The 23139-nt window shown below is 64.0% G+C and carries 19 protein-coding genes and 1 pseudogene; 16 read left to right on the top strand and 4 right to left on the bottom strand.

All coding sequences use genetic code 11. The features are described from left to right. Positions 1-78 precede the first annotated feature (78 nt). The 4 genes from speA to C4K40_RS03350 all read right to left on the bottom strand — a co-directional run bounded on the left by speA (position 79) and on the right by C4K40_RS03350 (position 4391). Positions 79-1992 carry an arginine decarboxylase gene (speA, locus tag C4K40_RS03365; protein WP_031320800.1) on the bottom strand — a complete coding sequence of 638 codons (1914 nt, stop codon included), beginning with the start codon at positions 1990-1992 and terminating at the stop codon, positions 79-81. A gap of 222 nt (positions 1993-2214) precedes the next feature. Beyond that, positions 2215-2586 carry a translation initiation factor Sui1 gene (locus tag C4K40_RS03360; RefSeq protein ID WP_022642068.1) on the bottom strand — a complete coding sequence of 124 codons (372 nt, stop codon included), beginning with the start codon at positions 2584-2586 and terminating at the stop codon, positions 2215-2217. 197 nt (positions 2587-2783) lie between these two features. After that, the gene (locus C4K40_RS03355) at positions 2784-3320 is read right to left on the bottom strand and encodes an NUDIX hydrolase (RefSeq protein ID WP_022642067.1); all 537 of its coding nucleotides are present in this window, start codon (positions 3318-3320) and stop codon (positions 2784-2786) included. Between the two features lie 3 nt (positions 3321-3323). Further along, on the bottom strand, positions 3324-4391 hold the full coding sequence (locus C4K40_RS03350; protein WP_022642066.1) for a DUF2333 family protein: 1068 nt from the start codon (positions 4389-4391) through the stop codon (positions 3324-3326). 288 nt (positions 4392-4679) lie between these two features. Between C4K40_RS03350 and C4K40_RS03345 the strand changes: the two genes are divergently transcribed. The 16 genes and pseudogenes from C4K40_RS03345 (at position 4680) to C4K40_RS03265 (ending at position 23112) form a co-directional block, all read left to right on the top strand. Beyond that, the gene (locus C4K40_RS03345) at positions 4680-6350 is read left to right on the top strand and encodes a PleD family two-component system response regulator (RefSeq protein ID WP_053132236.1); all 1671 of its coding nucleotides are present in this window, start codon (positions 4680-4682) and stop codon (positions 6348-6350) included. A 1499-nt stretch (positions 6351-7849) separates the two neighbouring features. Next, positions 7850-8365, top strand: a pseudogene (locus tag C4K40_RS32155) (methyl-accepting chemotaxis protein); the annotation flags it as partial. Positions 8366-8685: 320 nt separating this feature from the next. Then, positions 8686-9138 carry a type II 3-dehydroquinate dehydratase gene (gene aroQ, locus C4K40_RS03335; protein ID WP_022642063.1) on the top strand — a complete coding sequence of 151 codons (453 nt, stop codon included), beginning with the start codon at positions 8686-8688 and terminating at the stop codon, positions 9136-9138. 48 nt (positions 9139-9186) lie between these two features. Beyond that, positions 9187-9651, top strand: coding sequence for an acetyl-CoA carboxylase biotin carboxyl carrier protein (gene accB, locus C4K40_RS03330; protein ID WP_022642062.1), 465 nt, complete (start codon positions 9187-9189; stop codon positions 9649-9651). Between the two features lie 17 nt (positions 9652-9668). Then, entirely contained in the window at positions 9669-11027 is a 1359-nt protein-coding gene (gene accC / locus C4K40_RS03325; protein WP_022642061.1) for an acetyl-CoA carboxylase biotin carboxylase subunit, read from the top strand. Between the two features lie 179 nt (positions 11028-11206). Continuing rightward, on the top strand, positions 11207-12085 hold the full coding sequence (prmA, locus tag C4K40_RS03320) for a 50S ribosomal protein L11 methyltransferase (RefSeq protein ID WP_022642060.1): 879 nt from the start codon (positions 11207-11209) through the stop codon (positions 12083-12085). A gap of 30 nt (positions 12086-12115) precedes the next feature. Continuing rightward, positions 12116-13450 carry a DUF3426 domain-containing protein gene (locus tag C4K40_RS03315; RefSeq protein ID WP_053132242.1) on the top strand — a complete coding sequence of 445 codons (1335 nt, stop codon included), beginning with the start codon at positions 12116-12118 and terminating at the stop codon, positions 13448-13450. 195 nt (positions 13451-13645) lie between these two features. Next, positions 13646-14659 carry a tRNA dihydrouridine synthase DusB gene (dusB, locus tag C4K40_RS03305; protein WP_053132245.1) on the top strand — a complete coding sequence of 338 codons (1014 nt, stop codon included), beginning with the start codon at positions 13646-13648 and terminating at the stop codon, positions 14657-14659. Then, complete coding sequence (gene fis, locus C4K40_RS03300; protein ID WP_003186237.1) at positions 14656-14976, top strand: DNA-binding transcriptional regulator Fis; 321 nt, start codon at positions 14656-14658, stop codon at positions 14974-14976. Before dusB ends, fis begins: the two co-directional genes overlap by 4 nt. Positions 14977-15059: 83 nt before the next feature. Next, positions 15060-16667 carry a bifunctional phosphoribosylaminoimidazolecarboxamide formyltransferase/IMP cyclohydrolase gene (gene purH / locus C4K40_RS03295; protein WP_053132248.1) on the top strand — a complete coding sequence of 536 codons (1608 nt, stop codon included), beginning with the start codon at positions 15060-15062 and terminating at the stop codon, positions 16665-16667. 154 nt (positions 16668-16821) lie between these two features. Then, positions 16822-18111 (top strand): phosphoribosylamine--glycine ligase, encoded by a 1290-nt coding sequence (gene purD, locus C4K40_RS03290; protein ID WP_022642056.1) that lies wholly within the window; start codon positions 16822-16824, stop codon positions 18109-18111. A 101-nt stretch (positions 18112-18212) separates the two neighbouring features. After that, complete coding sequence (locus tag C4K40_RS03285) at positions 18213-20999, top strand: hybrid sensor histidine kinase/response regulator (protein ID WP_031320798.1); 2787 nt, start codon at positions 18213-18215, stop codon at positions 20997-20999. A 41-nt stretch (positions 21000-21040) separates the two neighbouring features. After that, on the top strand, positions 21041-21637 hold the full coding sequence (locus C4K40_RS03280; protein WP_022642054.1) for a MarC family protein: 597 nt from the start codon (positions 21041-21043) through the stop codon (positions 21635-21637). 26 nt (positions 21638-21663) lie between these two features. After that, a complete protein-coding gene (locus C4K40_RS03275) occupies positions 21664-22122 on the top strand; it encodes a hypothetical protein (protein WP_053132250.1) in 459 nt (152 codons plus the stop codon). Between the two features lie 22 nt (positions 22123-22144). After that, entirely contained in the window at positions 22145-22687 is a 543-nt protein-coding gene (locus tag C4K40_RS03270) for a CPCC family cysteine-rich protein (protein ID WP_053132252.1), read from the top strand. After that, entirely contained in the window at positions 22684-23112 is a 429-nt protein-coding gene (locus C4K40_RS03265; protein WP_053132253.1) for an SMI1/KNR4 family protein, read from the top strand. The genes C4K40_RS03270 and C4K40_RS03265 overlap by 4 nt, the downstream gene beginning before the upstream one ends. The last annotated feature ends 27 nt before the right edge of the window (positions 23113-23139 follow it).

Here is a 23139-nt window from a genome sequence, read left to right as displayed (position 1 = left end):
CATGAAAAAACGCCGTTTCCCCGGCAAGGGAAACGGCGTTTTTCATTGGCCTGAAGGCATCACCAGGGATGCCCGGCGTCAGGACGACAGGTAGGACGAGCGGGTCAGGCCCAGGCGCAGGGCGTCCAGGAACTGGGTGCGCTCGGCGGCGCTGATCCTGGCGCTGGCCACCTTGTCGCGGTAGTGGGTCATCAGCTCTTCGGGCGACAGGTGCACGTAGCGCAGCATGTCCTCGATGGTGTCGTGGGTCTCGATGCCGGCGTGGTAAACGCTGCCGTTGGCCCGCTGGTAGATGTTCACCGAGTCGGTGTCGCCGAACAGGTTGTGCATGTCACCGAGGATTTCCTGGTAGGCGCCCACCAGGAAGATGCCCAGCAGGTAGTCCTCGCCCTCGTTGACCGAATGCACCGGCAGGCTGGTCTCGATGCTCTGCTCGTCGACGTACTGCTTGATCTTGCCATCGGAGTCGCAGGTCAGGTCTTGCAGTACCGCGCGGCGCAGCGGCTCCTCATCCAGGCGATGCAGCGGCAGGATCGGCAGCACTTGGCCGATGGCCCAGGTGTCCGGCAGGCTCTGGAACACCGAGAAGTTGCAGATGTACTTGTCGGCAAGCTTGTCGTTGAGCTCGTCCAGCACCTGGCGATGGGAACGCTGGCGAGCCTTCAGCGAGTTGTGCAGGCGCCGGCACACGGCGAAGTAGCACTGCTCGGCCAGGGCTTTCTCGGCCAGGGTCAGCTTGCCGTCGGCGTACTGCGCGGCCACGTCGCTCATGTAGTGGGTTGCGCGCCAGTAGGTCTCGGTGACCATCTCGATGTCGGTCGGACCCAGCAAGTCCACCAGCCACTGCACGGTTTCGGGCAGCTCTTCCTTGTTCTCGATGACCGGCACGTCATCGTTGTGCTTCTCGACGTCGGTCACCTGCACCACCAGCATGGCGTGGTGCGCGGTCAGGGAACGACCGCTCTCGGAGAAGATGTTCGGATGCGGCAGGCTCTGCGCGTCGCAGAATTCCTTGAGCATGCCCACCACCACGCCGGCGTAGTCGTCCATGTCGTAGTTGATCGAACTGGCGTTGCGCGAGTGGGTACCGTCGTAGTCCACGCCCAGGCCGCCGCCGACGTCGATATGGTCGACCGGCAGGCCGAGGTTGCGCAGCTCGCCGTAGTAGCGGATGGCTTCCTTGAAACCGTGCTGGTAGTCGGCCAGGTTGGCGATCTGCGAACCCATGTGGAAGTGCAGCAGGCGGATGCCCTGGTCCAGGCCGGCATCGCGGAAACGCTCCACCACCGCCAGCAGTTGCGCCGCCGACAGGCCGAACTTGGATTTCTCGCCACCGGTGTCGGCCCACTTGCTCGAGGCCAAGGACGACAGGCGCACTCGCAGGCCGACCTGCGGCTTGACCTTGAGCGACGCCGCTTCCTCGATCACCAGGCCCACTTCGGACTCTTTCTCGATGACGATGAACACGTTGTGGCCCAACTTCTGGCCCATCAGCGCCAGGCGGATGAACTCGCGGTCCTTGTAGCCGTTGCAGACGATGGTGCCGCCCTTGGGCGCCAGGGCCAGGACCGCCAGCAGTTCAGGCTTGGAACCGGCTTCCAGGCCGATGGAGACATTCTGGGTGGCGATGATGTTCTCGATCACCGCTTCTTGCTGGTTGACCTTGATCGGGTACAGGGCGGTGTACTTGCTCTGGTATTCCAGGCGCGCGATGTTGGCATCGAAGGCACCGGTGAGCTGGCGCACGCGATCCTGGAGGATGTCCGGGAAACGCACCAGCAAGGGCAGGGACAAGCCGCTCTTGCGCAGCTCCGCGACCTGTTCGAACAGATCGATGGGCAAGCTGCCCGGACCATTGGGGCGAACTTCGACGCGACCGGCGTCATTGATCGCGAAATATCCGGCCCCCCAATGGCGAATCCCATAAACACTGCGGCTGTCCGCAACTGTCCATTGGCTGCCATCGTCTTTACGTGTGCGTCGTACGGACATCGAAGTCCCCTATAAAGAAGTCATAGAGCGCCGCCCCGATCCAGGGCCGACGCAGTCTAAAGAATGAAAATGACGATTAGCCTGCAAGCGCAATAGACCACGCATGCAGGGCCGAGTTTAGAAACCGTTCATGAACAGGCTCTGTGAAAACCATGGAGACGACGCCAACGTCCTGAGCCAGTCAGGACAGCGTCCAGTCAGAGGTGGTTTTCACAGAGGCTGCTAGCCGCCGGACTTCTTCGCCGTGAAACCGCGCTTGACCAGTTCCGCCAAGAGTAGCTCGACGTGGTCGCCCTGGATCTCGATCACGCCCTCTTTCAAGGCGCCACCGGTACCACAGCGCTTCTTCAACGCCGCGGCCAGTTCCTTGAGGGCGTCTTCGGCCAGGGGCACGCCGGTGATGGTGGTCACCGTCTTGCCACCACGACCCTTGCTTTCGCGACGCACGCGAGCAATGCCGTCGCCGGCTGGAATCACGCTTTGTTTGCAGATACAGGCGGCCACCGGCTGGCTACAGTCCGGGCAATGTCGACCTGCGTCGGTGGAAAACACCAGGCCGCCAAGGGCGGCGAAGGATGCGGCTTTTTTGGCCACCGGCAATCCTCTTGGGAGGACAAAGACTGGTCGGGGCACATGGCGGTGTCGCCGACCGCGAAGCCCCACTCAGGCAGGGGCAGCGCTACTGGGCCAGGTCCCTTGCGGGGATAGCGCTGGCTCAGCTTGAAAAGGCGCGCAGTGTAACGGCAAAAAGCCGACTTGCTAAGAGCCAATCGGCGTCAATTTATGCAACTTTAACGACGTCGCGCCAGATAGCGCTGCAAGGCGGCCAGGGAGTCCGGGCAATAGGGCTTCTCGTGGATTTCCCGCAGCACCTGGTCCAGGGGCAGGAAGCGTGCTTCCAGCACTTCCTCGGGCTGCAAACGCAGCGGTCCGTCCCATACGGCGGAGAAGGCCGAGCACCACAGGCGATTGTCGGTGTCCTCGAAGAAGAAGTGGTCGTGGGCGACCAGCTCGACTCCACTCACCCCCAGTTCCTCTTCCAGTTCACGGGCCGCCGATTCGGCATAGCTCTCAGTGGCGAGGACCATGCCGCCGGCGGCGACATCCCAGTAACCCGGGTAGATGGCCTTGCTCAGGGTGCGCCGATGCACGCACAGCTCACCGGCGGAGTTGAACAGCATGATGTAGGTACCACGGCCGATCAGGCCCCGCTCGCGCAGCTCCGAACGGGCCATGGCGCCCAGCAGCTGGTCCTCGCCATCGACCCAGGCGATCTGTTCGGCATCGGAGGCGGCGCGATGGGCCGCCTCATTGGTGGTCGCGACCATGGATCAGCCCTGGTTGAGCAGTTGGCGCAAGTCGATGACTGCTGCGTTGGCGCGGGAAATGTAGTTGGCCATGACCAGCGAGTGGTTGGCCAGGACGCCGAAGCCGTTACCGTTGAGGATCATCGGGCTCCAGACAGTCTCCTGGGAGGCCTCCAGTTCGCGGATGATCTGGCGCACGCTGACGGTGGCGTTCTTCTTGGCCAGCACATCGGCGAAGTCCACTTCGATCGCGCGCAGCAGATGCGACAGCGCCCAGGCCTGGCCACGCGCCTCGTAGAACACGTTGTCGATCTGCATCCATGGAGTTTCTTCGATTTCCTCGCCCAGTTGCGGAACCTGGCCCGGAGCCGGGACTTCGGTCTTCAGCGCAGTGTTGAGCTTGACCCGGCCGACGCTGGCCGACAGCCGCTGGGACAGCGAGCCAAGGCGCGTCCCCACGTCACCCAGCCAGTTGTTGAGGTTGTCGGCCCGGGCATAGAACTGCGCAGTCTTCTGGTTCGGGTCCGACAGCCGCGCCTGGTAGCGGCTCAGGGAGTTGATGCCTTCCAGATATTCCGACTCGCTGGAGGGCAGGATCCAGCTCTTGTTGTCGAAGTTGAAGCGTGGCTCGGCCTTGGCCAGGTCGGCGTCTTCGGCGGACTGCGACTGGGACCGGGCGAAATCCTTGCGCAAGGCGCGGGTCAGGTCGCGGACCTGGACCAGGACCCCGTATTCCCAGCTGGGAATGTTGTCCAGCCAGATGCCCGGTGGGAAACGGTCGTTGGAGATATAGCCGCCCGGCTTGTCGAGCAGGGTGCTGACCACGGTCTTGAGGGTTTCCACGGTGGTGTAGCCCACCACCATCTGCCGGCCTTCCTTCTCGGCGGCGAGCTGGGCGTTCTGCTGGACCGGGAACAGCGCCGGTTCCTGGCTCCAGTACCAGCCCAGGGCACCGGTGACCAGCAGGTACAGGCCCAGCAAGGTCGCCAGGGCGCGACTGAACAGCAGGCTACCGAAATAGCTGCGTGTCGCCGACTTGGGTTGGGCGGCCCGTTCCGGCGCGCTGTCTGCGCGGTTCTTCCAATCCAGCATGGCTATATCCTTTCAATCACTTGGGTTCATCGATTCGACCGCAACCCTACTCCATCGTGCCTTGCCCTGGCGGGATAAATCTTCAGGCAAACGCGCGCCGCGCAACGATTGCGTATCGGGCGACCACTATAAATGAAGCACAGTCCGCAGCCTATGCGAGCAGTCGGTGGCGAACCCGGTCAAGTCGCTTTGCACATTATTGACGTACGACACTCATGGGAGCCGAAAGTGGTGCTAGCATAGAGCCACCAGTCGATCTCAGCATGCACCCTAACTAGTAGTCAGGATATGACCGAGCCAGAAGACCCCAGCCGTGAGCGCCTCAAGCACCACTTTGCCCAGCGGGTAATTCATCAGGCACGGCAGATCCTGGAGATCTGGCAGCGGCTGCAGCGCAGCGAGTGGTCGTCCACCGACATGTCGGAACTCTGCGAAGCCAACCTGCGCCTGCTGCGTTTCGCCGAACGCTTCGAACAACCCGAGCACTCCCAGCTGGCCCGCAGCATCAGCCAATCGCTGGAAGCGGTGAATGCCAACCGCGGCCGCCTGAGCAGCCACCTGATCACCGAACTCAACCGCCTGATGCAGCGCCTGTCACGCACCGGCCTGCGCCATGGCGATCAGCTGGAACAGACCTTCCTGCCGCCGCTGCGCAAGCCGATCTACGTGATGCTGCAGGATCACGACCGGGCCGAACGCCTGGCCAAGCAGCTGGAGTTCTTCGGGCTCAGCGCCCAGCCCCTGGACAGCATCGCGGCGTTTCGTTCATCCATGGTCGAGCGCCTGCCGGCGGCCATCGTCATCGACGTGGACTTCTGCGGCCCCGGCATGGGCCTGACCCTGGCCGCCGAGGCCCAGGTCGGCCTGGAGCAGAAGCTGCCGCTGCTGTTCTTCAGCCTGCACGAAACCGACACCCCGACCCGCCTCGCGGCCGTGCGCGCCGGTGGCCAGGAGTTCCTCACCGGCACCCTGGAAGCCTCCAGCCTGCTGGAAAAGATCGAGGTGCTGACCTGCGTCGCCCAGTACGAGCCGTATAAAGTGCTGATCATCGACGACTCCCGGGCCCAGGCCCTGCACACCGAGCGCCTGCTCAACAGCGCCGGGATCGTCACCCGCACCCTGATCGAACCGATCCAGGCCATGGCCGAACTGGCGGATTTCCAGCCCGACCTGATCATCCTCGACATGTACATGCCGGCCTGCACCGGTACCGAGCTGGCCAAGGTGATCCGCCACAACGACCGCTACGTCAGCGTGCCGATCATCTACCTGTCCGCCGAGGACGACCTGGACAAGCAACTGGACGCCATGAGCGAAGGCGGCGACGACTTCCTCACCAAGCCCATCAAGCCGCGCCACCTGATCACCACGGTGCGCAACCGCGCGGCCCGGGCGCGCAACCTCAAGGCACGGATGGTCCGCGACAGCCTGACCGGCCTGTACAACCACACCCATATCCTGCAATTGCTGGAAGATTGCTGCTTCCGCGCCCGCCGCGAGAACAAGCCGCTGAGCTTCGCCATGCTGGACATCGACCACTTCAAGCGAGTCAACGACAGCCACGGCCACCCCATGGGCGACCGGGTGATCAAGAGCCTGGCGCTGTTCCTCAAGCAGCGCCTGCGCAAGACCGACTTCATCGGCCGCTACGGCGGCGAGGAGTTCGCCATCGTCATGCCCGATACCGACCAGGACGCGGCATGCCAGGTGCTGGACGAAATCCGCCAGCGCTTCGCCGAGATCCATTACCCGGCCCAACCCCAGGACCTGTGGTGCACCTTCAGCGCCGGAGTGGTGCAAATGCAGGAAGACTCCGACAGCCTGATGATGGCCAGCCAGGCGGACGAGGCCCTGTACCGGGCCAAGCACAGCGGCCGCAACCGGGTACAGAGCGCGCGGCAATCAAGTCAAAGTGCCATCTTTTCATCCGAATCCACCGATTCGGTCATAACCTTGTAATACAACCGCAATAAATTCAGGCGCTTGCCATTCAAGTCGTTGGTAGAGCCCCGATGCGCCTGAAGTTGCTGACCAATCTCAACACCCTTCTATTAGTTGCCGTGTGCGTGGCCCTGGGGGCGACACTGTGGTGGTCGCAGCGCGCCCTGGAGCGCCCCTACCTGCTGATGGAGCGCTACCTGGGCCTGTCCCAGCAATTCCAGAACCAGGCGGCGCGCAATATCGAGGACTACCTGGCAAGCGGCGACGCCCTGCGCCTGAGCAGCGCCACCCAGGCCATCGAGGCCCTGCAGGGCGGACTGTCCGAACTGCCACCGCAACTGGCACATAGCCTGAGCCCGAGCCTGGCCAGCCTCGCCGACTTCAGCAAGACCGACTTGCTGGCGGCGGGCAAACTGGCGGGCGACCCCCAGGCCCTGCTGCTGCAGGCCGAACGCGAACTGGGTGCCAACCTGGAGCAACTGAGCCAGTACGCCGGCGACGCCACCAGCGCCGAGGCCAGTGCCTACCTGCCATTGTTGCTGGCCGCCTCCCAGCACCTGGGCAAACTCTCGCTGGCCCGGGACAAACTGGTCAGCAGCGGGCGCAGCGAACTGGCGAGCGACGTCGAGCGCGAACTGAACAACATCCGCGCCCAGGCCGACCGCCTCGAGGCCTTGCCTCTACTGGGCGTGGCGACCAGCAGCGAATCAAACACCGATGACTTCGCCGCCATGATGGGCCTGGAGAACACCCAGAAGAGCGCCGCCGAAGATGCCGGCATCGGCCTCAAGCGCGAACTCAACAGCCTGCTCAGCCGCTATCCCGCCGAGCTTGCGCGCACCCGCGAGCAGATCCAGAAACGCGCCGAGCTGAGCGCCGCCACCTTGCTGAAGATCACCGCCGTACAGCAAGCGATCGCCGCACTGGAACCGGAAGTGCGCGCCCAGCACGGCCAGATCCAGGGCGAAGTGCGATTGATGCAGGGGCTGATGATCGGCCTGATCCTGCTGATCGCCCTGGTGATCGATACCCTGCAGCGCAAGCTGGCAAGGGTCCTGACCAACCTCGCCCCGGCCCTGTCGACCTGGGCCCAGGGCGATTTCAGCCAGCCGATCCAGCTGGGCAAGACCAACTACGAACTGCATGCCATCGAAGCATCGCTGAACCGCCTGCGGGCCTACCTGGTGGACCTGGTGGGCACCATTCGCCAGAACGCCGAACAGGTGGCCGGTAGCAGCCGGGCCCTGGCCGACCTCAGCAGCGGCCTGCACAGCGGCGCCGAACGCCAGGCTGGCGACACCGCGCAAATCCGCGATGCGCTGGGCGAGCTGGAAGCCACCATCCAGCAGGTGGCCGGTGATGCCAGCCAGGCTGCGGATGCCAGCCGCAGCGCCGGCCTGGCGGTCCAGCAGGGACAGAAAGTCATAGGCCAGAGCCTCACCGGCTTGCATGCCCTTGTCGGGGAAGTCCAGGGCAACGCGCAGATGATCGAACACCTGGCCCAGGAATCGGCCACCATCGGCGGCGTGCTGACGGTGATCCGCTCCATTGCCGAACAGACCAACCTGCTGGCGCTGAACGCCGCCATCGAGGCCGCCAGGGCCGGCGAGATGGGCCGGGGGTTTGCCGTGGTCGCCGAGGAAGTGCGTTCCCTGGCCCAACGCACCTCCGGCGCCACTGCACAGATCCAGGCGTTGATCGCCGGACTGCAGAGCGCCGCACAGCAATCGGTGCAGGGCATGCGTGCCCAGGTCGAGCACGCCGAGGCCACCGCCAGCCAGGCCGAGGCCGCCGATGGCGCACTGGATGAAATCGTCGGGGCGATCCAGACCATCGCCGAGACCGCGGTGCGGATCGCCGATGTCACCGCCCAGCAAAGCGGCGCGGTCAGTGAGATCCGCGACCACAGCGAACGCATCCACCAACTGGGCGGCGACAACCTGCTGCGCATCGGCGAAGGTCGGGCCCAGGGCGAGAACCTGCTGGACCTGGGTGGCCAGTTGCACACCGCGGTACAGGCCTTCCGCGTCTGAACCGAACCAGGCTGGCAGCCGCCTTTGGCTGTGCCGATATTTGCGGGAGCGTTCATTTCCGGGCCTGGCGCAGCCTTTGCCGGGCCGCTGCAAACCAGCGCCACAAAAAAGCTCCGGGCGCGCCCAAGATCGGCGAAAAAGTCGCCAACCACTTCAACAGCGCTTTATGACGGGCATATGACCGGATTTCCGCACTCGGTCACATATTTCGCGCAAACATCGGTCATCGTGCTGGCTATTGCCGGGAACTGGACAGTCACAAAGTCTTTCCGGCATAGTCGCCGGGTTCTGACAACCGCCCCGATAACAAGGAACGACCGATGGCCACCCTACTGGTTCTCCATGGCCCCAACCTGAATCTGCTCGGCACCCGCGAACCGGGAGTCTACGGCGCCACGACCCTGGCCCAGATCAACCAGGACCTGGAGCAGCGGGCCCGTGCCGCCGGGCATCACTTGCAGTACCTGCAGAGCAATGCCGAGTACGAATTGATCGAGCGTATCCATGCCGCGCGGGACGAAGGCGTGGATTTCATCCTGATCAATCCAGCAGCTTTTACACATACAAGCGTCGCATTACGTGACGCGTTGCTGGCGGTGAGCATCCCATTCATCGAAGTGCATTTGTCCAACGTGTACAAACGCGAACCTTTCCGCCATCACTCCTACTTTTCAGACGTTGCGGTAGGAGTGATCTGCGGCCTTGGCGCCAGCGGTTACCGACTGGCCCTGGAGGCCGCCCTGGAACAGCTTGAAATACAGGCAAGTGCTTGAACAACAAGCGTTAAACGCCCCTGACCGACCCCTGGGAGTTGATGATTCATGGATATTCGTAAAGTCAAGAAACTGATCGAACTGCTGGAAGAGTCCGGCATTGACGAGCTGGAGATCAAGGAAGGCGAAGAGTCCGTACGCATCAGCCGTCACAGCAAGACTCCAGCCCAGCAGTACTACGCTCCGGCTCCAATGGCCGCAGCTCCAGTAGCCGCTCCAGCCGCCGCAGCTCCTGCTGCCGCTGCCGCCCCGGCCGCTGCCGCCGCACCTGCGCTGAACGGCACCGTAGCCCGTTCGCCAATGGTCGGTACCTTCTACCGCAAGTCCTCGCCAACCTCGCCAGCCTTCGTCGAAGTCGGCCAGAGCGTGAAGAAGGGCGACACCCTGTGCATCGTCGAAGCGATGAAGATGATGAACCACATCGAAGCTGAAACCAGCGGTGTGATCGAATCGATCCTTGTCGAAGACGGCCAGCCGGTTGAGTACGACCAACCGCTGTTCACCATCGTTTGAACTGCGGAGAGTCTTTGATGAAGCCTGCGAAGTTGGAAAAAGTCCTGATCGCCAACCGCGGCGAAATCGCCCTGCGGATCCTGCGTGCCTGCAAGGAAATGGGGATCAAGACCGTAGCCGTCTATTCCAAGGCCGACAAGGAGCTGATGCACCTGGGCCTGGCGGACGAGTCCGTGTGCATCGGCCCGGCGCAAGCCGCGCAGTCCTACCTGCACATCCCGGCCATCATCGCGGCCGCTGAAGTCACCGGCGCCACCGCGATCCACCCTGGCTACGGCTTCCTGGCGGAAAACGCCGACTTCGCCGAGCAGGTGGAGAACTCCGGCTTTTCCTTCATTGGCCCCAAGGCCGATACCATCCGCCTGATGGGCGACAAGGTTTCCGCCAAGCACGCCATGATCGCCGCCGGCGTACCCACGGTTCCAGGTTCCGACGGCCCGCTGCCGGAAGACGAGGAAACCGCGCTGCGCATCGGCCGTGAGGTCGGCTATCCGGTGATCATCAAGGCCGCCGGTGGCGGTGGTGGGCGCGGCATGCGCGTGGTGCACAAGGAAGAAGACCTGATCGCCTCGGCGAAGCTGACCCGCTCCGAAGCCGGCGCGGCATTCGGCAACCCGATGGTCTACCTGGAGAAGTTCCTGACCAACCCACGCCACGTGGAAGTCCAGGTCCTCTCCGACGGCCAGGGTAACGCCATCCACCTGGGCGACCGCGACTGCTCGCTGCAGCGCCGTCACCAGAAGGTACTGGAAGAAGCTCCGGCCCCGGGCATCGACGAGACCGCCCGCCAGGAAGTCTTCGCTCGTTGCGTCCAGGCGTGCATCGACATCGGCTACCGCGGCGCCGGCACCTTCGAGTTCCTCTACGAGAACGGCCGCTTCTACTTCATCGAGATGAACACTCGAGTACAGGTAGAGCACCCGGTATCGGAGATGGTCACCGGTGTCGACATCGTCAAGGAGATGCTCAGCATCGCCGCTGGCAACAAGCTGTCCATCCGCCAGGAAGACGTGGTGATCCGCGGTCACTCCCTGGAGTGCCGGATCAACGCCGAAGACCCGAAAACCTTCATGCCAAGCCCAGGCACGGTCAAGCACTTCCACGCCCCGGGCGGCAACGGCGTGCGCGTCGACTCGCACCTGTACAGCGGCTACGCGGTTCCTCCGAACTACGATTCGTTGATCGGCAAGCTGATCACCTACGGGGCAACCCGTGACGAAGCCATGGCGCGCATGCGCAATGCGCTGGACGAAATCGTCGTCGACGGGATCAAGACCAACATCCCGCTGCACCGCGACCTGACCCGTGACGAAGGCTTCTGCAAAGGGGGAGTGAACATTCACTACCTGGAGCACAAGCTGGCCGAGCAACACTGATCGGCATTCGCCACACCACCAAGGCCGCTTTCGAGCGGCCTTGGTGTTTCTGCAGGAGCAAGGCTCCTGCAAATGCCTGCCGCCTTGCCGCTGTCGTCTTCTGCCTCCTGCTCGCGTAAACTTGCGCGCTTCTCGCGGCCCACTAGGCTGCACATCACATATTTTCAAAGGTGCCCGCCATGCCTTGGCTGCAAGTCCGTCTCGCCATCAGCCCAGAACAAGCCGAAACCTATGAAGACGCTTTTCTTGAAGTCGGCGCCGTTTCGGTGACCTTCATGGACGCCGAGGATCAACCGATCTTCGAACCCGAGCTGAACACCACCCCGCTGTGGTCCCACACCCACTTGCTGGCCCTGTTCGAGGGTGGCACCGAGGCCGCCAGCGTGCTGGCCCACCTCGAGCTGCTGACCGGCAGCCCGCTGCCCGAACATCACAGCGAAGTCATCGAGGACCAGGATTGGGAGCGCAGCTGGATGGACAACTTCCAGCCGATGCGTTTCGGTCAGCGCCTGTGGATCGTCCCCAGCTGGCATGCCGCTCCGGAACCGGATGCGGTCAACCTGCTGCTGGACCCGGGCCTGGCTTTCGGCACCGGCACTCACCCGACCACCGCCCTGTGCCTGGAGTGGCTCGACGGCCAGGACCTGAAGGACTGCAACGTCCTGGACTTCGGTTGCGGCTCGGGGATCCTGGCCATCGCCGCCCTGCTGCTGGGAGCCAAGCGCGCCGTGGGCACCGATATCGACGTGCAGGCCCTGGAAGCCTCCCGCGACAACGCCGGGCGCAACAACATCGCCGAGGAACTGTTCCCGCTGTACCTGCCGGAGCAGATGCCCCAGGAACAGGCCGACGTGCTGGTGGCCAACATCCTGGCCGGTCCGCTGGTGTCCCTGGCGCCGCAATTGTCCGGCCTGGTCAAGCCAGGTGGACGCCTGGCGCTTTCGGGCATCCTTGCCGAGCAGGGTGACGAGGTCGCTGCGGCCTATGCCCAGGACTTCGATCTGGACCCGATCGCCAACCTCGATGGCTGGGTGCGCATCACCGGCCGTCGGCGCTAGAATGGCCGCCTGCATAATCCGGATGGCCGCATGACCGACAGTTTCGTCACCCAGTGCCCGCATTGCCAAACCAGGTTCCGTGTCAGCCACGCCCAATTGAGCGTGGCTCGCGGAGTGGTTCGTTGCGGCTCCTGCCTGCAGGTGTTCAACGCTGCGCGACAACTGCTCGAGCAGCGCGCGGCCAAGGAAGGCGCGGCAGCCAAGCCGCTCGCCAAGCCGACCGCACCCGCACCCGCACCGGTGACGACACCCACGACCACACCGCCGCCCCCTCCGGCGGCAGAACCGGAACAGCCGACGCCGCAACCCGCTGCCGAGCCGGAACCAGCTCCAGCACAGCGCGCCATCAGCCAGAAACAATGGTCGGCGGCGGAAATGGACCTGGACCATCTGGACCTCGACGAGGAACTGGCCAAGCTCGAGCAACGGGAAATCCAGCCGGCCAAGACCTTCGGCCAGGAGCGCCCCACCCGGGAAAACGGCCTCAGCGCCCGGCGTGACCAGCAGGACAACGACGAAGCCAACTGGCCCGACGGCCTGTTCGGCAGCGCCGGCGAGCAGGACGAACCGGCCAGCCTCAAGGCCCCGGCCAAGGACGACGCCGAGCCCGAGCCGGCCAAGGCCGCCCGCACCGAACCCTCGCTGTCCTTCAACCTGGCGGACCTTGACGACGAACCACCGTCCCCCAAGTTGCGCCTGGACGCCGACCTGGAATCCTTCGACGCAAAGCCCCCTGCGCCTGCCCTCGAGGACGAAGACGAAACCCCAGTCCCGGCACCGGGCAAGAAACGCCGCGAACGCAGCGAACCGGGAGTCCAGGACGAAGTGCTGCTGGACCTGGTCGACGACCCGCTGCACCTGGATTGGCAAAAGCGTCGCTCGCCCTGGGGCCGACGCCTGCTCTGGCTGTTGCTGATCCTGCTGGCCGCCGGTGGCCTGGCAGGTCAGTACATCGCCTATCACTTCGACGAGCTGGCCCGCCAGGACCAGTACCGCCCCTGGTTCCAGCAACTGTGCCCGGAATTCGGATGTACGGTCCCCTCGCGCGTGGACATCGGCCGGATCAAGAGCAGCAACCTGGTGGTGCGCAGCCACCCGGAATTCAGCGGGGCCCTGGTAGTGGACGCCATCATCTACAACCGTGCGCCCTTCTCCCAACCGTTCCCGCTGCTGGAACTGCGCTTCGCCGACCTCAACGGCCACCTGATCGCCAGCCGTAGCTTCAAGCCCGGTGAATACCTGGGCGGCGACCTGCAGGACGCGGCGGAAATGCCGCCGCAAACCCCGATCCACATCGCCCTCGATATTCTCGACCCCGGACCCAAAGCCGTGAACTACAGTCTGAGTTTCCACTCGCCAGAGTGAAACGGCTGGAAGAGTTGACGGACGACTCTGGATTGACGACAGATTTATGACAGCTCCCCGCGTATCGCTCGCGGTAGCCGGCAGAAGAACTGTTCAGATTTTATCCAATTCAGCCTTTATCCGGTCATCGAGAGCGGGTATCATGCCAACCCTTTTTCGAACTCTCATGATCCGGCCCCACAACAGGGAAGTCCTATGTCGGCGGTACGCATCGGCCCATACACACTGCAAAACGGCTTGGTTCTCGCCCCGATGGCGGGAGTTACCGACCAGCCCTTTCGTCAGCTTTGCAAGCAATTGGGTGCCGGCCTTGTAGTCTCGGAAATGGTCACCAGCGACATGAGCTTGTGGAACAGCCGCAAATCGCGGCTGCGCATGATCCACGAAGGCGATCCCGAGCCGCGCTCGGTACAGATTGCCGGTGGCGATGCACAGATGCTGGCGGACGCCGCCCGCGCCAACGTCGAGTTGGGTGCACAGATTATTGATATCAACATGGGTTGCCCGGCGAAGAAGGTCTGCAACAAGGCCGCCGGCTCCGCATTGCTGAAAGACGAAGTCCTGGTCAACGAGATTCTCCAGGCGGTGGTGGCCGCGGTGGACGTACCGGTCACCCTGAAGATCCGCACCGGCTGGGACCGGCAGAACAAGAATGGCCTGACCGTGGCGAGGATCGCCGAACAGGCTGGCATCACGGCACTGGCGGTCCACGGTCGGACCCGCGCCGACCTGTACACCGGTGAAGCCGAGTACGACACCATCGCTGCGATCAAGCAGGCGGTGTCGATCCCGGTCTTCGCCAACGGCGATATCGACTCGCCCGAGAAAGCCCGGCAGGTATTGAATGCCACCGGTGTCGACGGGCTGTTGATCGGCCGGGCCGCCCAGGGGCGGCCATGGATTTTTCGTGAGATCGAACACTTCCTGCGCACCGGTGAAACCCTCCCGGCACCGCAGCTGTTCGAAGTGGAGCGGATTCTGCTGGAGCACCTGGCCGCGCTGCATGCCTTCTATGGGGATGTCATGGGCGTACGCATTGCGCGCAAGCATGTGGGCTGGTATCTCGCAACCCTGCCGGGCGCCAGGGAGTTTCGCGCCCACTTCAATCGTTTGGAAGATACGGAAGCACAGTGCGCCAACGTCCGTGAGTTCTTCGCCGGACGTTACAAGAGCCTGGAGACAGGGGACGGAGAGGGGGTGGCCGCATGACGATGATGACCGAGACTTTAGTGAGTGGAACAACACCCGTGAGCGACAACGTGAATTTGAAACAGCACCTCAATACCCCGAGCGAAGAAGGCCAGACCCTTCGCGGGAGTGTCGAGAAGGCGCTGCACAATTATTTCGCCCACCTTGAGGGCGCTGCCGTCACGGACGTGTACAACCTGGTGCTCTCCGAAGTCGAGGCCCCGTTGCTCGAAAGCGTGATGAACTACGTCAAGGGCAACCAGACCAAGGCCAGCGAACTCCTGGGTCTGAATCGCGGAACCCTGCGCAAGAAACTCAAGCAGTACGATTTGCTGTAAGCATTCAACCAAACCAGAAAGGCGCCCGCGTAAAAAACGGTCGCCTTTTTTGCTGACCCCCTAGCTTGTTGATGGAAATTGAGATGACCGACCAGACTACCCGCCTGCCGATCCGCCGCGCCTTGATCAGTGTTTCCGACAAGACCGGGATCCTCGAATTCGCCAAGGAGCTGGAAGCCCTCGGTGTCGAGATCCTCTCTACCGGCGGGACCTTCAAGCTGTTGCGGGACAATGGCGTGTCCGCAGTGGAAGTCGCCGATTACACCGGTTTCGCGGAAATGATGGACGGCCGGGTCAAGACCCTGCATCCGAAGATCCACGGCGGCATCCTGGGTCGTCGCGGCATCGACGACGCCATCATGAACGAGCACGGCATCAAGCCGATCGACCTGGTGGCGGTCAACCTCTATCCCTTCGAAGCCACCATCTCCAAGCCCGGCTGCGACCTGCCGACCGCTATCGAGAACATCGACATCGGCGGCCCGACCATGGTTCGCTCGGCAGCCAAGAACCACAAGGACGTGGCCATCGTGGTCAACGCCAGCGACTACGCCAGCGTCCTGGACAACCTCAAGGCCGGCGGCCTGACCTACGCCCAGCGCTTCGACCTGATGCTCAAGGCCTTCGAACACACAGCAGCCTACGACGGCATGATCGCCAACTACATGGGCACCATCGACCAGGCCCGGGATACCCTGTCCACCGAAGGGCGCAGCGGCTTCCCGCGCACCTTCAACAGCCAGTTCGTCAAGGCCCAGGAAATGCGCTACGGCGAGAACCCGCACCAGAGCGCGGCCTTCTACGTCGAGGCCAAGAAAGGCGAGGCCAGCATCTCCACCGCCCTGCAGTTGCAAGGCAAGGAACTGTCGTTCAACAACGTGGCCGACACCGACGCCGCGCTGGAATGCGTGAAGAGCTTCGTCAAGCCGGCCTGCGTCATCGTCAAGCACGCCAACCCCTGCGGCGTGGCCGTGGTGCCTGAGGACGAGGGCGGCATCCGCAAGGCCTACGACCTGGCCTACGCCACCGACACCGAGTCGGCGTTCGGCGGCATCATCGCCTTCAACCGCGAGCTGGACGGCGAAACCGCCAAGGCCATCGTCGAGCGCCAGTTCGTCGAAGTGATCATCGCCCCGAAAATCTCCCAGGCTGCCCGCGAAGTCGTAGCGGCCAAGCAGAACGTACGCCTGCTCGAATGCGGCGAGTGGCCGGCCGAACGCGCCGCCGGTTGGGACTTCAAGCGGGTCAACGGTGGCCTGCTGGTGCAGAGCCGCGATATCGGCATGATCAGCGCCGATGACCTGAAGATCGTCACCCAGCGCGCGCCGACCGAACAGGAAATCCACGACCTGGTATTCGCCTGGAAAGTGGCCAAGTTCGTCAAGTCCAACGCCATCGTCTACGCCAAGAACCGCCAGACCATCGGTGTCGGCGCCGGCCAGATGAGCCGCGTCAACTCCGCCCGCATCGCCGCCATCAAGGCCGAGCATGCCGGCCTGCAAGTGCAGGGCGCGGTCATGGCTTCCGACGCCTTCTTCCCGTTCCGCGACGGCATCGACAATGCCGCCAAGGTCGGTATCCGCGCCGTGATCCAGCCTGGCGGCTCGATGCGTGACGCCGAAGTGATCGCCGCTGCCGACGAAGCCGGCATCGCGATGGTATTCACCGGCATGCGCCACTTCCGTCACTAAAAGCAGCGTCAAGCTGCAAGCTGCGAGCGCCAAGTAAAAGCGCGACCCTGTCGCCTCTGCTCGCGCTTGCAGCCTCTTTAATTGACAGCCGCCTGCTGCACTTGAGTTTCAACTTGCAGCTTGCGGCTTGTAGCTTCCTCCGAAGGAGTCTGACTTGAACATTTTGATCATTGGTAGCGGCGGTCGTGAACACGCCCTGGCCTGGAAAGTCGCTCAGGACCCACGGGTCGAGAAAGTATTCGTCGCTCCCGGCAACGCCGGTACCGCCATCGAGGCCAAGTGCGAGAACGTGGCCATCGACGTGCTGGCCCTGGAGCAGCTCGCCGACTTCGCCGAGAAGAACGTTGCCCTGACCATCGTCGGTCCGGAAGTGCCGCTGGTGGCCGGTGTGGTCGATCTGTTCCGTGCCCGTGGCCTGGACTGCTTCGGCCCGACCCAGGGCGCCGCCCAGCTGGAAGGCTCGAAGGCCTTCACCAAGGACTTCCTGGCGCGCCACAAGATTCCGACCGCCGACTACCAGAACTTCACCGAGATCGAGCCGGCCCTGGCCTACCTGCGGGAAAAAGGCGCGCCGATCGTGATCAAGGCCGACGGCCTGGCCGCCGGCAAGGGCGTGATCGTCGCCATGACCCTGGCCGAGGCCGAGGAAGCCGTACGCGACATGCTCGCCGGCAACGCTTTCGGTGACGCCGGTTCCCGCGTGGTGATCGAGGAGTTCCTCGATGGCGAGGAAGCCAGCTTCATCGTCATGGTCGACGGCAAGAACGTGCTGCCCATGGCCACCAGCCAGGACCACAAGCGCGTCGGCGATGGCGACACTGGCCCGAATACCGGTGGCATGGGCGCCTACTCGCCTGCCCCGGTGGTCACCGCCGACGTGCACCAGCGCGTGATGGACCAGGTCATCTGGCCGACCGTGCGCGGCATGGCCGAGGAAGGCAACGTCTATACCGGCTTCCTCTACGCGGGCCTGATGATCGACAAGGCCGGCAACCCGAAAGTCATCGAGTTCAACTGCCGTTTCGGCGACCCGGAAACCCAGCCTGTCATGCTGCGCCTGCAATCGAGCCTGGTGCTGCTGGTGGAAGCGGCCCTGGCCCAGGCCCTGGACAAGGTCGAGGCCCAGTGGGACCCACGCCCGAGCCTGGGCATCGTCCTGGCGGCCGGCGGCTATCCTGGTGACTATGCCAAGGGCGCGGCCATCACCGGCCTGGACGCCGCAGCCGCGCTGGAAGGCAAGGTCTTCCACGCCGGCACCGCGCTCAAGGACGGCCAGATCGTCACCGCCGGTGGCCGGGTGCTGTGCGCCACCGCCATGGGCGCCAGCGTCGACCAGGCGCAGCAGCAAGCCTACCGCCTGGCGACCGAGATCGACTGGCAGGGCTGCTTCTACCGCAAGGACATCGGCTACCGTGCCATTGCCCGCGAGCGCGGCGAGCAATAAGGCTCGCACGAAACCCCGGCAAGGGCTTCCAGGCCCTTGCCGGGCGCTCATTGCGCCGCGCATAGTTATAATCAGGCATCAACCAACGAAGGGATTTCGCCGTGCGCTGGCTCAGGATTGCCCTAGGCTTCACCGTCACATTGCTGACCCTGCTCTGCATGAATCCGGCCCTGGCCGCTCAAGGCAGTGGCTGGGCGGTGCTGCTCGACGATCAGGGCGACCTGCAACTCAGTGACATCCGCTCCCCGCGCTACACCAACCAGTTCAGCCCCATCGAGCTGGACAAGCTCACCGCCGCCGAGCCCAACGGCGCCCTGTGGCTACGCTTCAAGCTCCAGCCGGGCACCCATGAGCAGATCCTGCGGATCTTCGCTCCCGACCTGTCCCACCTGAATCTCTACGTGCTCGACGGCGACCAGCTGATCGAGCAAGTGAACACCGGCTCCAGCCAGCCCCAGACGGAAAAGCCGCTGCCCAGCAGCGACTTCGCACTGCCGCTGCCACAGAGCGGCAAGACGCTGGACGTCTACGTACGCCTGGTGTCCGAACACGAACTGCGCCCCTACATCACCCTGCAATCGGCGGTGATGGCCGCCGCCAGCCAGGGCCAGACCCTGGTCTACGGCCTGCTGTTCGGCTGCCTGGCGATGCTGATCCTGCACAACCTCACGCGCTTCGCCTACACCCGCTCGCGCAGCAGCCTGTGGCTGGCGGTCTGCGAGGCCCTGCTGACCCTCAGCCTGATGATGCTGCTGAACCTGTTCGGCCCCTGGCTGCCGGACTGGCAGTCCCTGCAGACTCCCGGCGCCTACCTGGCGCTGCTGCTGACCGCCCCTGCCGGCATGATGTTCGCCTATCGGTTCTTCTCCCCGGTGGGGCCACATCCGCTGAACCGCCTGCTACTGGGCAATATCCTGCTGATCGCCTTGTCCGGCCTGTTGCTGTTGATCATCAGCAGCCTGCCGTTGAACATCGTCACCTATGCCCTGGTAGCCCTGGCCGGTTTGAGCATGCTGTTCATCGGCGGCTACCACTGGCACAAGGGCTACCGCCCGGCCCGTTGTTTCGTCGCCGCCATGGCGATCTTCAACTTCGGCACCCTGGTGATCATGCCCGCCCTGCTCGGCCTGACACTGGTGCCCCCGCAAGGCCTGATCGTGACCTTGATGAGCGTGGTCTGCGTGGCCGGCCTGCTGATGAGCGTGGCCCTGGGCGAGCGCCAGCGCCACATCACCGAGAACCGCTTCAGCGCCAGCCGCGACCTGGCCGCCAGCACCGCCGAGGTCAATGCCAAGGCCGAGTTCCTGGCCAAGATCAGCCACGAGATCCGCACCCCGATGAACGGCGTGCTGGGCATGACCGAGCTGCTGCTGGGCACGCCGCTGTCGGTCAAGCAGCGCGACTACGTGCAGACCATCCACAGCGCCGGCAACGAACTGCTGACCCTGATCAACGAGATCCTCGACATCTCCAAGCTCGAATCCGGGCAGATCGAACTGGACGACGTACAGTTCGATCTCAATGCCCTGATCGAAGACTGCCTGAGCATCTTCCGGGCCAAGGCCGAGCAGCAGAACGTCGAGCTGATCAGCTTCATCCAGCCCCAGGTGCCACGGGTCATCAGCGGCGATCCGACACGGTTGCGCCAGGCCCTGTTGAGCTTGCTGGAAAACGCCCTGAAGAAGACCGACGAAGGCGAAGTGCTGATCGTCGTCGCCCTCGACGAGCGCAGCAGCAAGCCGCGCCTGCGTATTGCCGTGCAAGATAGCGGGCAGCCCATGGAGCCCGAGGAACGCGACGCGCTGCTGCATACCGAGCTGCACAGCAAGAATTTCCTGGCCACCACCCGCCTGGGCGGCAATCTGGGCCTGGTGATCGCTCGCCAGCTGATCCTGCTGATGCATGGCGAATTCGGCATCAAGAGCGGCAACCAGCAAGGCAGCACCCTGTGGCTGACCCTGCCGCTGGATGCCGACCGCCTGGAGCATCCCACCGCCGACCTCGACGGCCCGCTGCAAGGGGCCCGGGTGCTGGTGGTGGACGACAACGACACCTGCCGCAAGGTCCTGGTGCAGCAATGCAGTGCCTGGGGCCTGAACGTCAGCGCCGTGCCTTCGGGCAAGGAAGCCCTGGCCCTGCTGCGAACCAAGGCACACCTGCGCGACTACTTCGACGTGGTCCTGCTGGACCAGAACATGCCCGGCATGACCGGCATGCAGTTGGCGGCGAAGATCAAGGAAGACCCGAGCCTGAACCACGACATCCTGCTGATCATGCTCACCGGCATCAGCAACGCGCCGAGCAAGGTGATCGCACGCAATGCCGGGATCAAGCGCATCCTCGCCAAGCCAGTGGCCGGCTACACCCTCAAGACCACCCTGGCCGACGAGCTCAGCCACCGCGACAAGGCGCCCACCACGCCCTACAACCAGCCCCTGGCCCAGGTCCTGGGCCCGGAGCCGATCACCGTGCCCAGCGACTTCCGCATCCTGGTAGCCGAGGACAACAGCATCTCCACCAAGGTGATCCGCGGCATGCTCGGCAAACTCAACCTGCAACCCGATACCGCCAGCAACGGCGAAGAAGCCCTGCAGGCGATGAAAGCCAAGCGCTACGACCTGGTGCTGATGGACTGCGAGATGCCGGTGCTCGACGGGTTTTCCGCCACCCAGCAACTGCGGGCCTGGGAAGTGGGCAACCAGCGAGTGCGCACGCCGGTGGTGGCCCTCACCGCCCATATCCTGGCCGAGCACAAGGAACGCGCGCGCCAGGCCGGCATGGACGGGCACATGGCCAAGCCGGTGGAGCTCTCGCAACTGCGCGAACTGGTGGAGCACTGGGTAACCCAGCGCGACTTGCGCGAACGCAGCGCCGCCCACACCAGCTGAGTTAAACTCTGGCTCGCCCTCCCTAGTCGTGAGCTTCCATCATGCTCCACGTGCTGTTCAGCGTTTACCTGAAGATGCTGGTGCTCTACAGCCCCTTCTTCGTCCTCTCGTGCTTCATCAGCCTGACCCGTGGCTACTCCCTCAAGGAGCGTCGGCGCCTGGCCTGGAAAGTCGCCCTGGCGACCCTGGTCTCCAGCGTGCTGCTGTACCTGTTCGGGCGGGTGATCTTCGGCGTGTTCGGCATCACCGTGGATGCGTTCCGCATCGGCGCGGGCTCGGTGCTGTTCATCTCCGCCCTGGGCATGGCCCAGGGCAAGTCGGCGGTACAGACCGACAACGTGCAGCAGGACGTGACCATAGTCCCGCTGACCATTCCCCTGACAGTCGGCCCCGGCACCATCGGCGCCCTGCTGGTAATGGGCGTCAGCCAGCCACACTGGGACGACAAGCTCACCGCCATCCTCAGCATCGCCCTGGCCAGCCTCACGGTGGGCGTGGTGCTGTACCTGTCCAACCGTATCGAGCGCATCCTCGGCGACCAGGGCCTGCAGATCGTCAGCCGGTTGATGGGCCTGTTCGTCTGTGCCCTGGCGGCGCAGATCATCTTCACCGGGGTGCGCGGCTACCTGGTGCCCTAGCCAGCCCTCATCGCAACGGAATGCCCATGCCCTACAACGCCGACCTGGCCTTTATCCAGCAGCAATGGCTGGACGAAGCCTACCCGCGGGAAAACACCCTGATCCTGGGCAATGGTTTCTACTGCCTGTTCGAGTTGCCCCACGGGGCAAGCCGCCTGCAGGACAAGGTGTGGCTCCCGGCCCTGGACCACCGACCGGCAGAAGCCTGCGAAGGCCTGGCGACCCTGGGCTGTTCGGCCCCCGGCCCGGAGCCCTGGCAAGCCCTGGGTGGCGAATGCGCGGCCCACGGCGGCGATGGCTTCCTGGCGCTGCAGGAGAAAGACTCGCAGCGCCTGATCTGGCTGCTGGTGCTCCGGGAAACCAACCCCTTCGCCCAGGTGCGAATCCGCGACCGGCATATAGAGGCCCAATCCACCAGCGGGGTCAGCGTTTGCATCCCCATCGAGCGACCGGATCAGCTGACCCTGGTCTGGCCGGCGTGCTGATTCCCTTGCCGAGCGCAGCCCCATGAAGCCACTGACGCGCCCTGCAGCCATCGACCGCTTGAGCCGGCACCGCCTGCTCGCACTCTCGGCGCAGGAACGCGCCGATCACCTGCTGAACGTCTGGACCCTGGCCCCCGAAGCTCCGGAATTCGCCACCCTCTCAGCCAGCCTGGGGGAGGAAATGCAGACTCGGGAACCGCCGGAAAACGCCGAGCCTGCGCGTTACGATGCGCTGATCCTGGTCAGCCTGCGCGCCACCTACCATGGCGTCAGCAACCCCTACCTGAGCCGCTGCCTGGCCGAGGCCGGCTACCCGCGCCAGCCGGTCGAGGGCCCGGTGGAAACCCTGTTGGCCTGCCCTTGCTGTGGCTACCTGACCCTCGGCGCCCATGGCGAATACGAGATCTGCGGCCTGTGCCACTGGGAAGACGACGGCTGCCAGGCACTGGATGTGCTGAGCGGCCCCAACCACAAGACCCTGGCCCAGGCCCGGGAACACTTTGCCCAGATCCAGGGCAGCCTGCCCCTGGACAAATGGCCACCTATCATCAAGGACCACCCATGATTCCCCCGCAGTTGGGCGCCCTGATCGAAGCCCAGCCCAGCTTCCGCCCACGCCCAGACACCGCCGGGGTCACCCGGGCGCTGGCAACACTGGGCATTGCCCTGGACAGCGAGTTCGCACAGATCTATCTGGCCTACCACCCCGCCGACTTCGCAAGCCGGGCGAGCTACGAAGTGCTGATGAATATCGCCGAACCCAGCGAGGAGATCCTTGTAGGTACCGAGTTCATTCATGAAGTATGGGAGCTGCCGCAGAACTTCATCGCCTTCACCTCATTGCAAGGCGAAGGCGGCTACTTGCTGGACAAGGACAGCGGCGGCGTCTGGGATTTCGACCTGGGCGACCGGGAAGCCTTCACCGCTGGCCGCATTGCCGCCAGATGGACCGGTTTCTTCGAATTCATCACCTGGTACTTGCAGCCCTAAGCGACAAGCTCCAAGCGACAAGCTGCA

Source organism: Pseudomonas sp. CMR5c (genome assembly GCF_003850545.1).
GTDB lineage: Bacteria > Pseudomonadota > Gammaproteobacteria > Pseudomonadales > Pseudomonadaceae > Aquipseudomonas > Aquipseudomonas piscis.
Note: the sequence above shows the minus strand (reverse complement) of the source record. Positions and strands in the feature narration are given on the sequence as shown.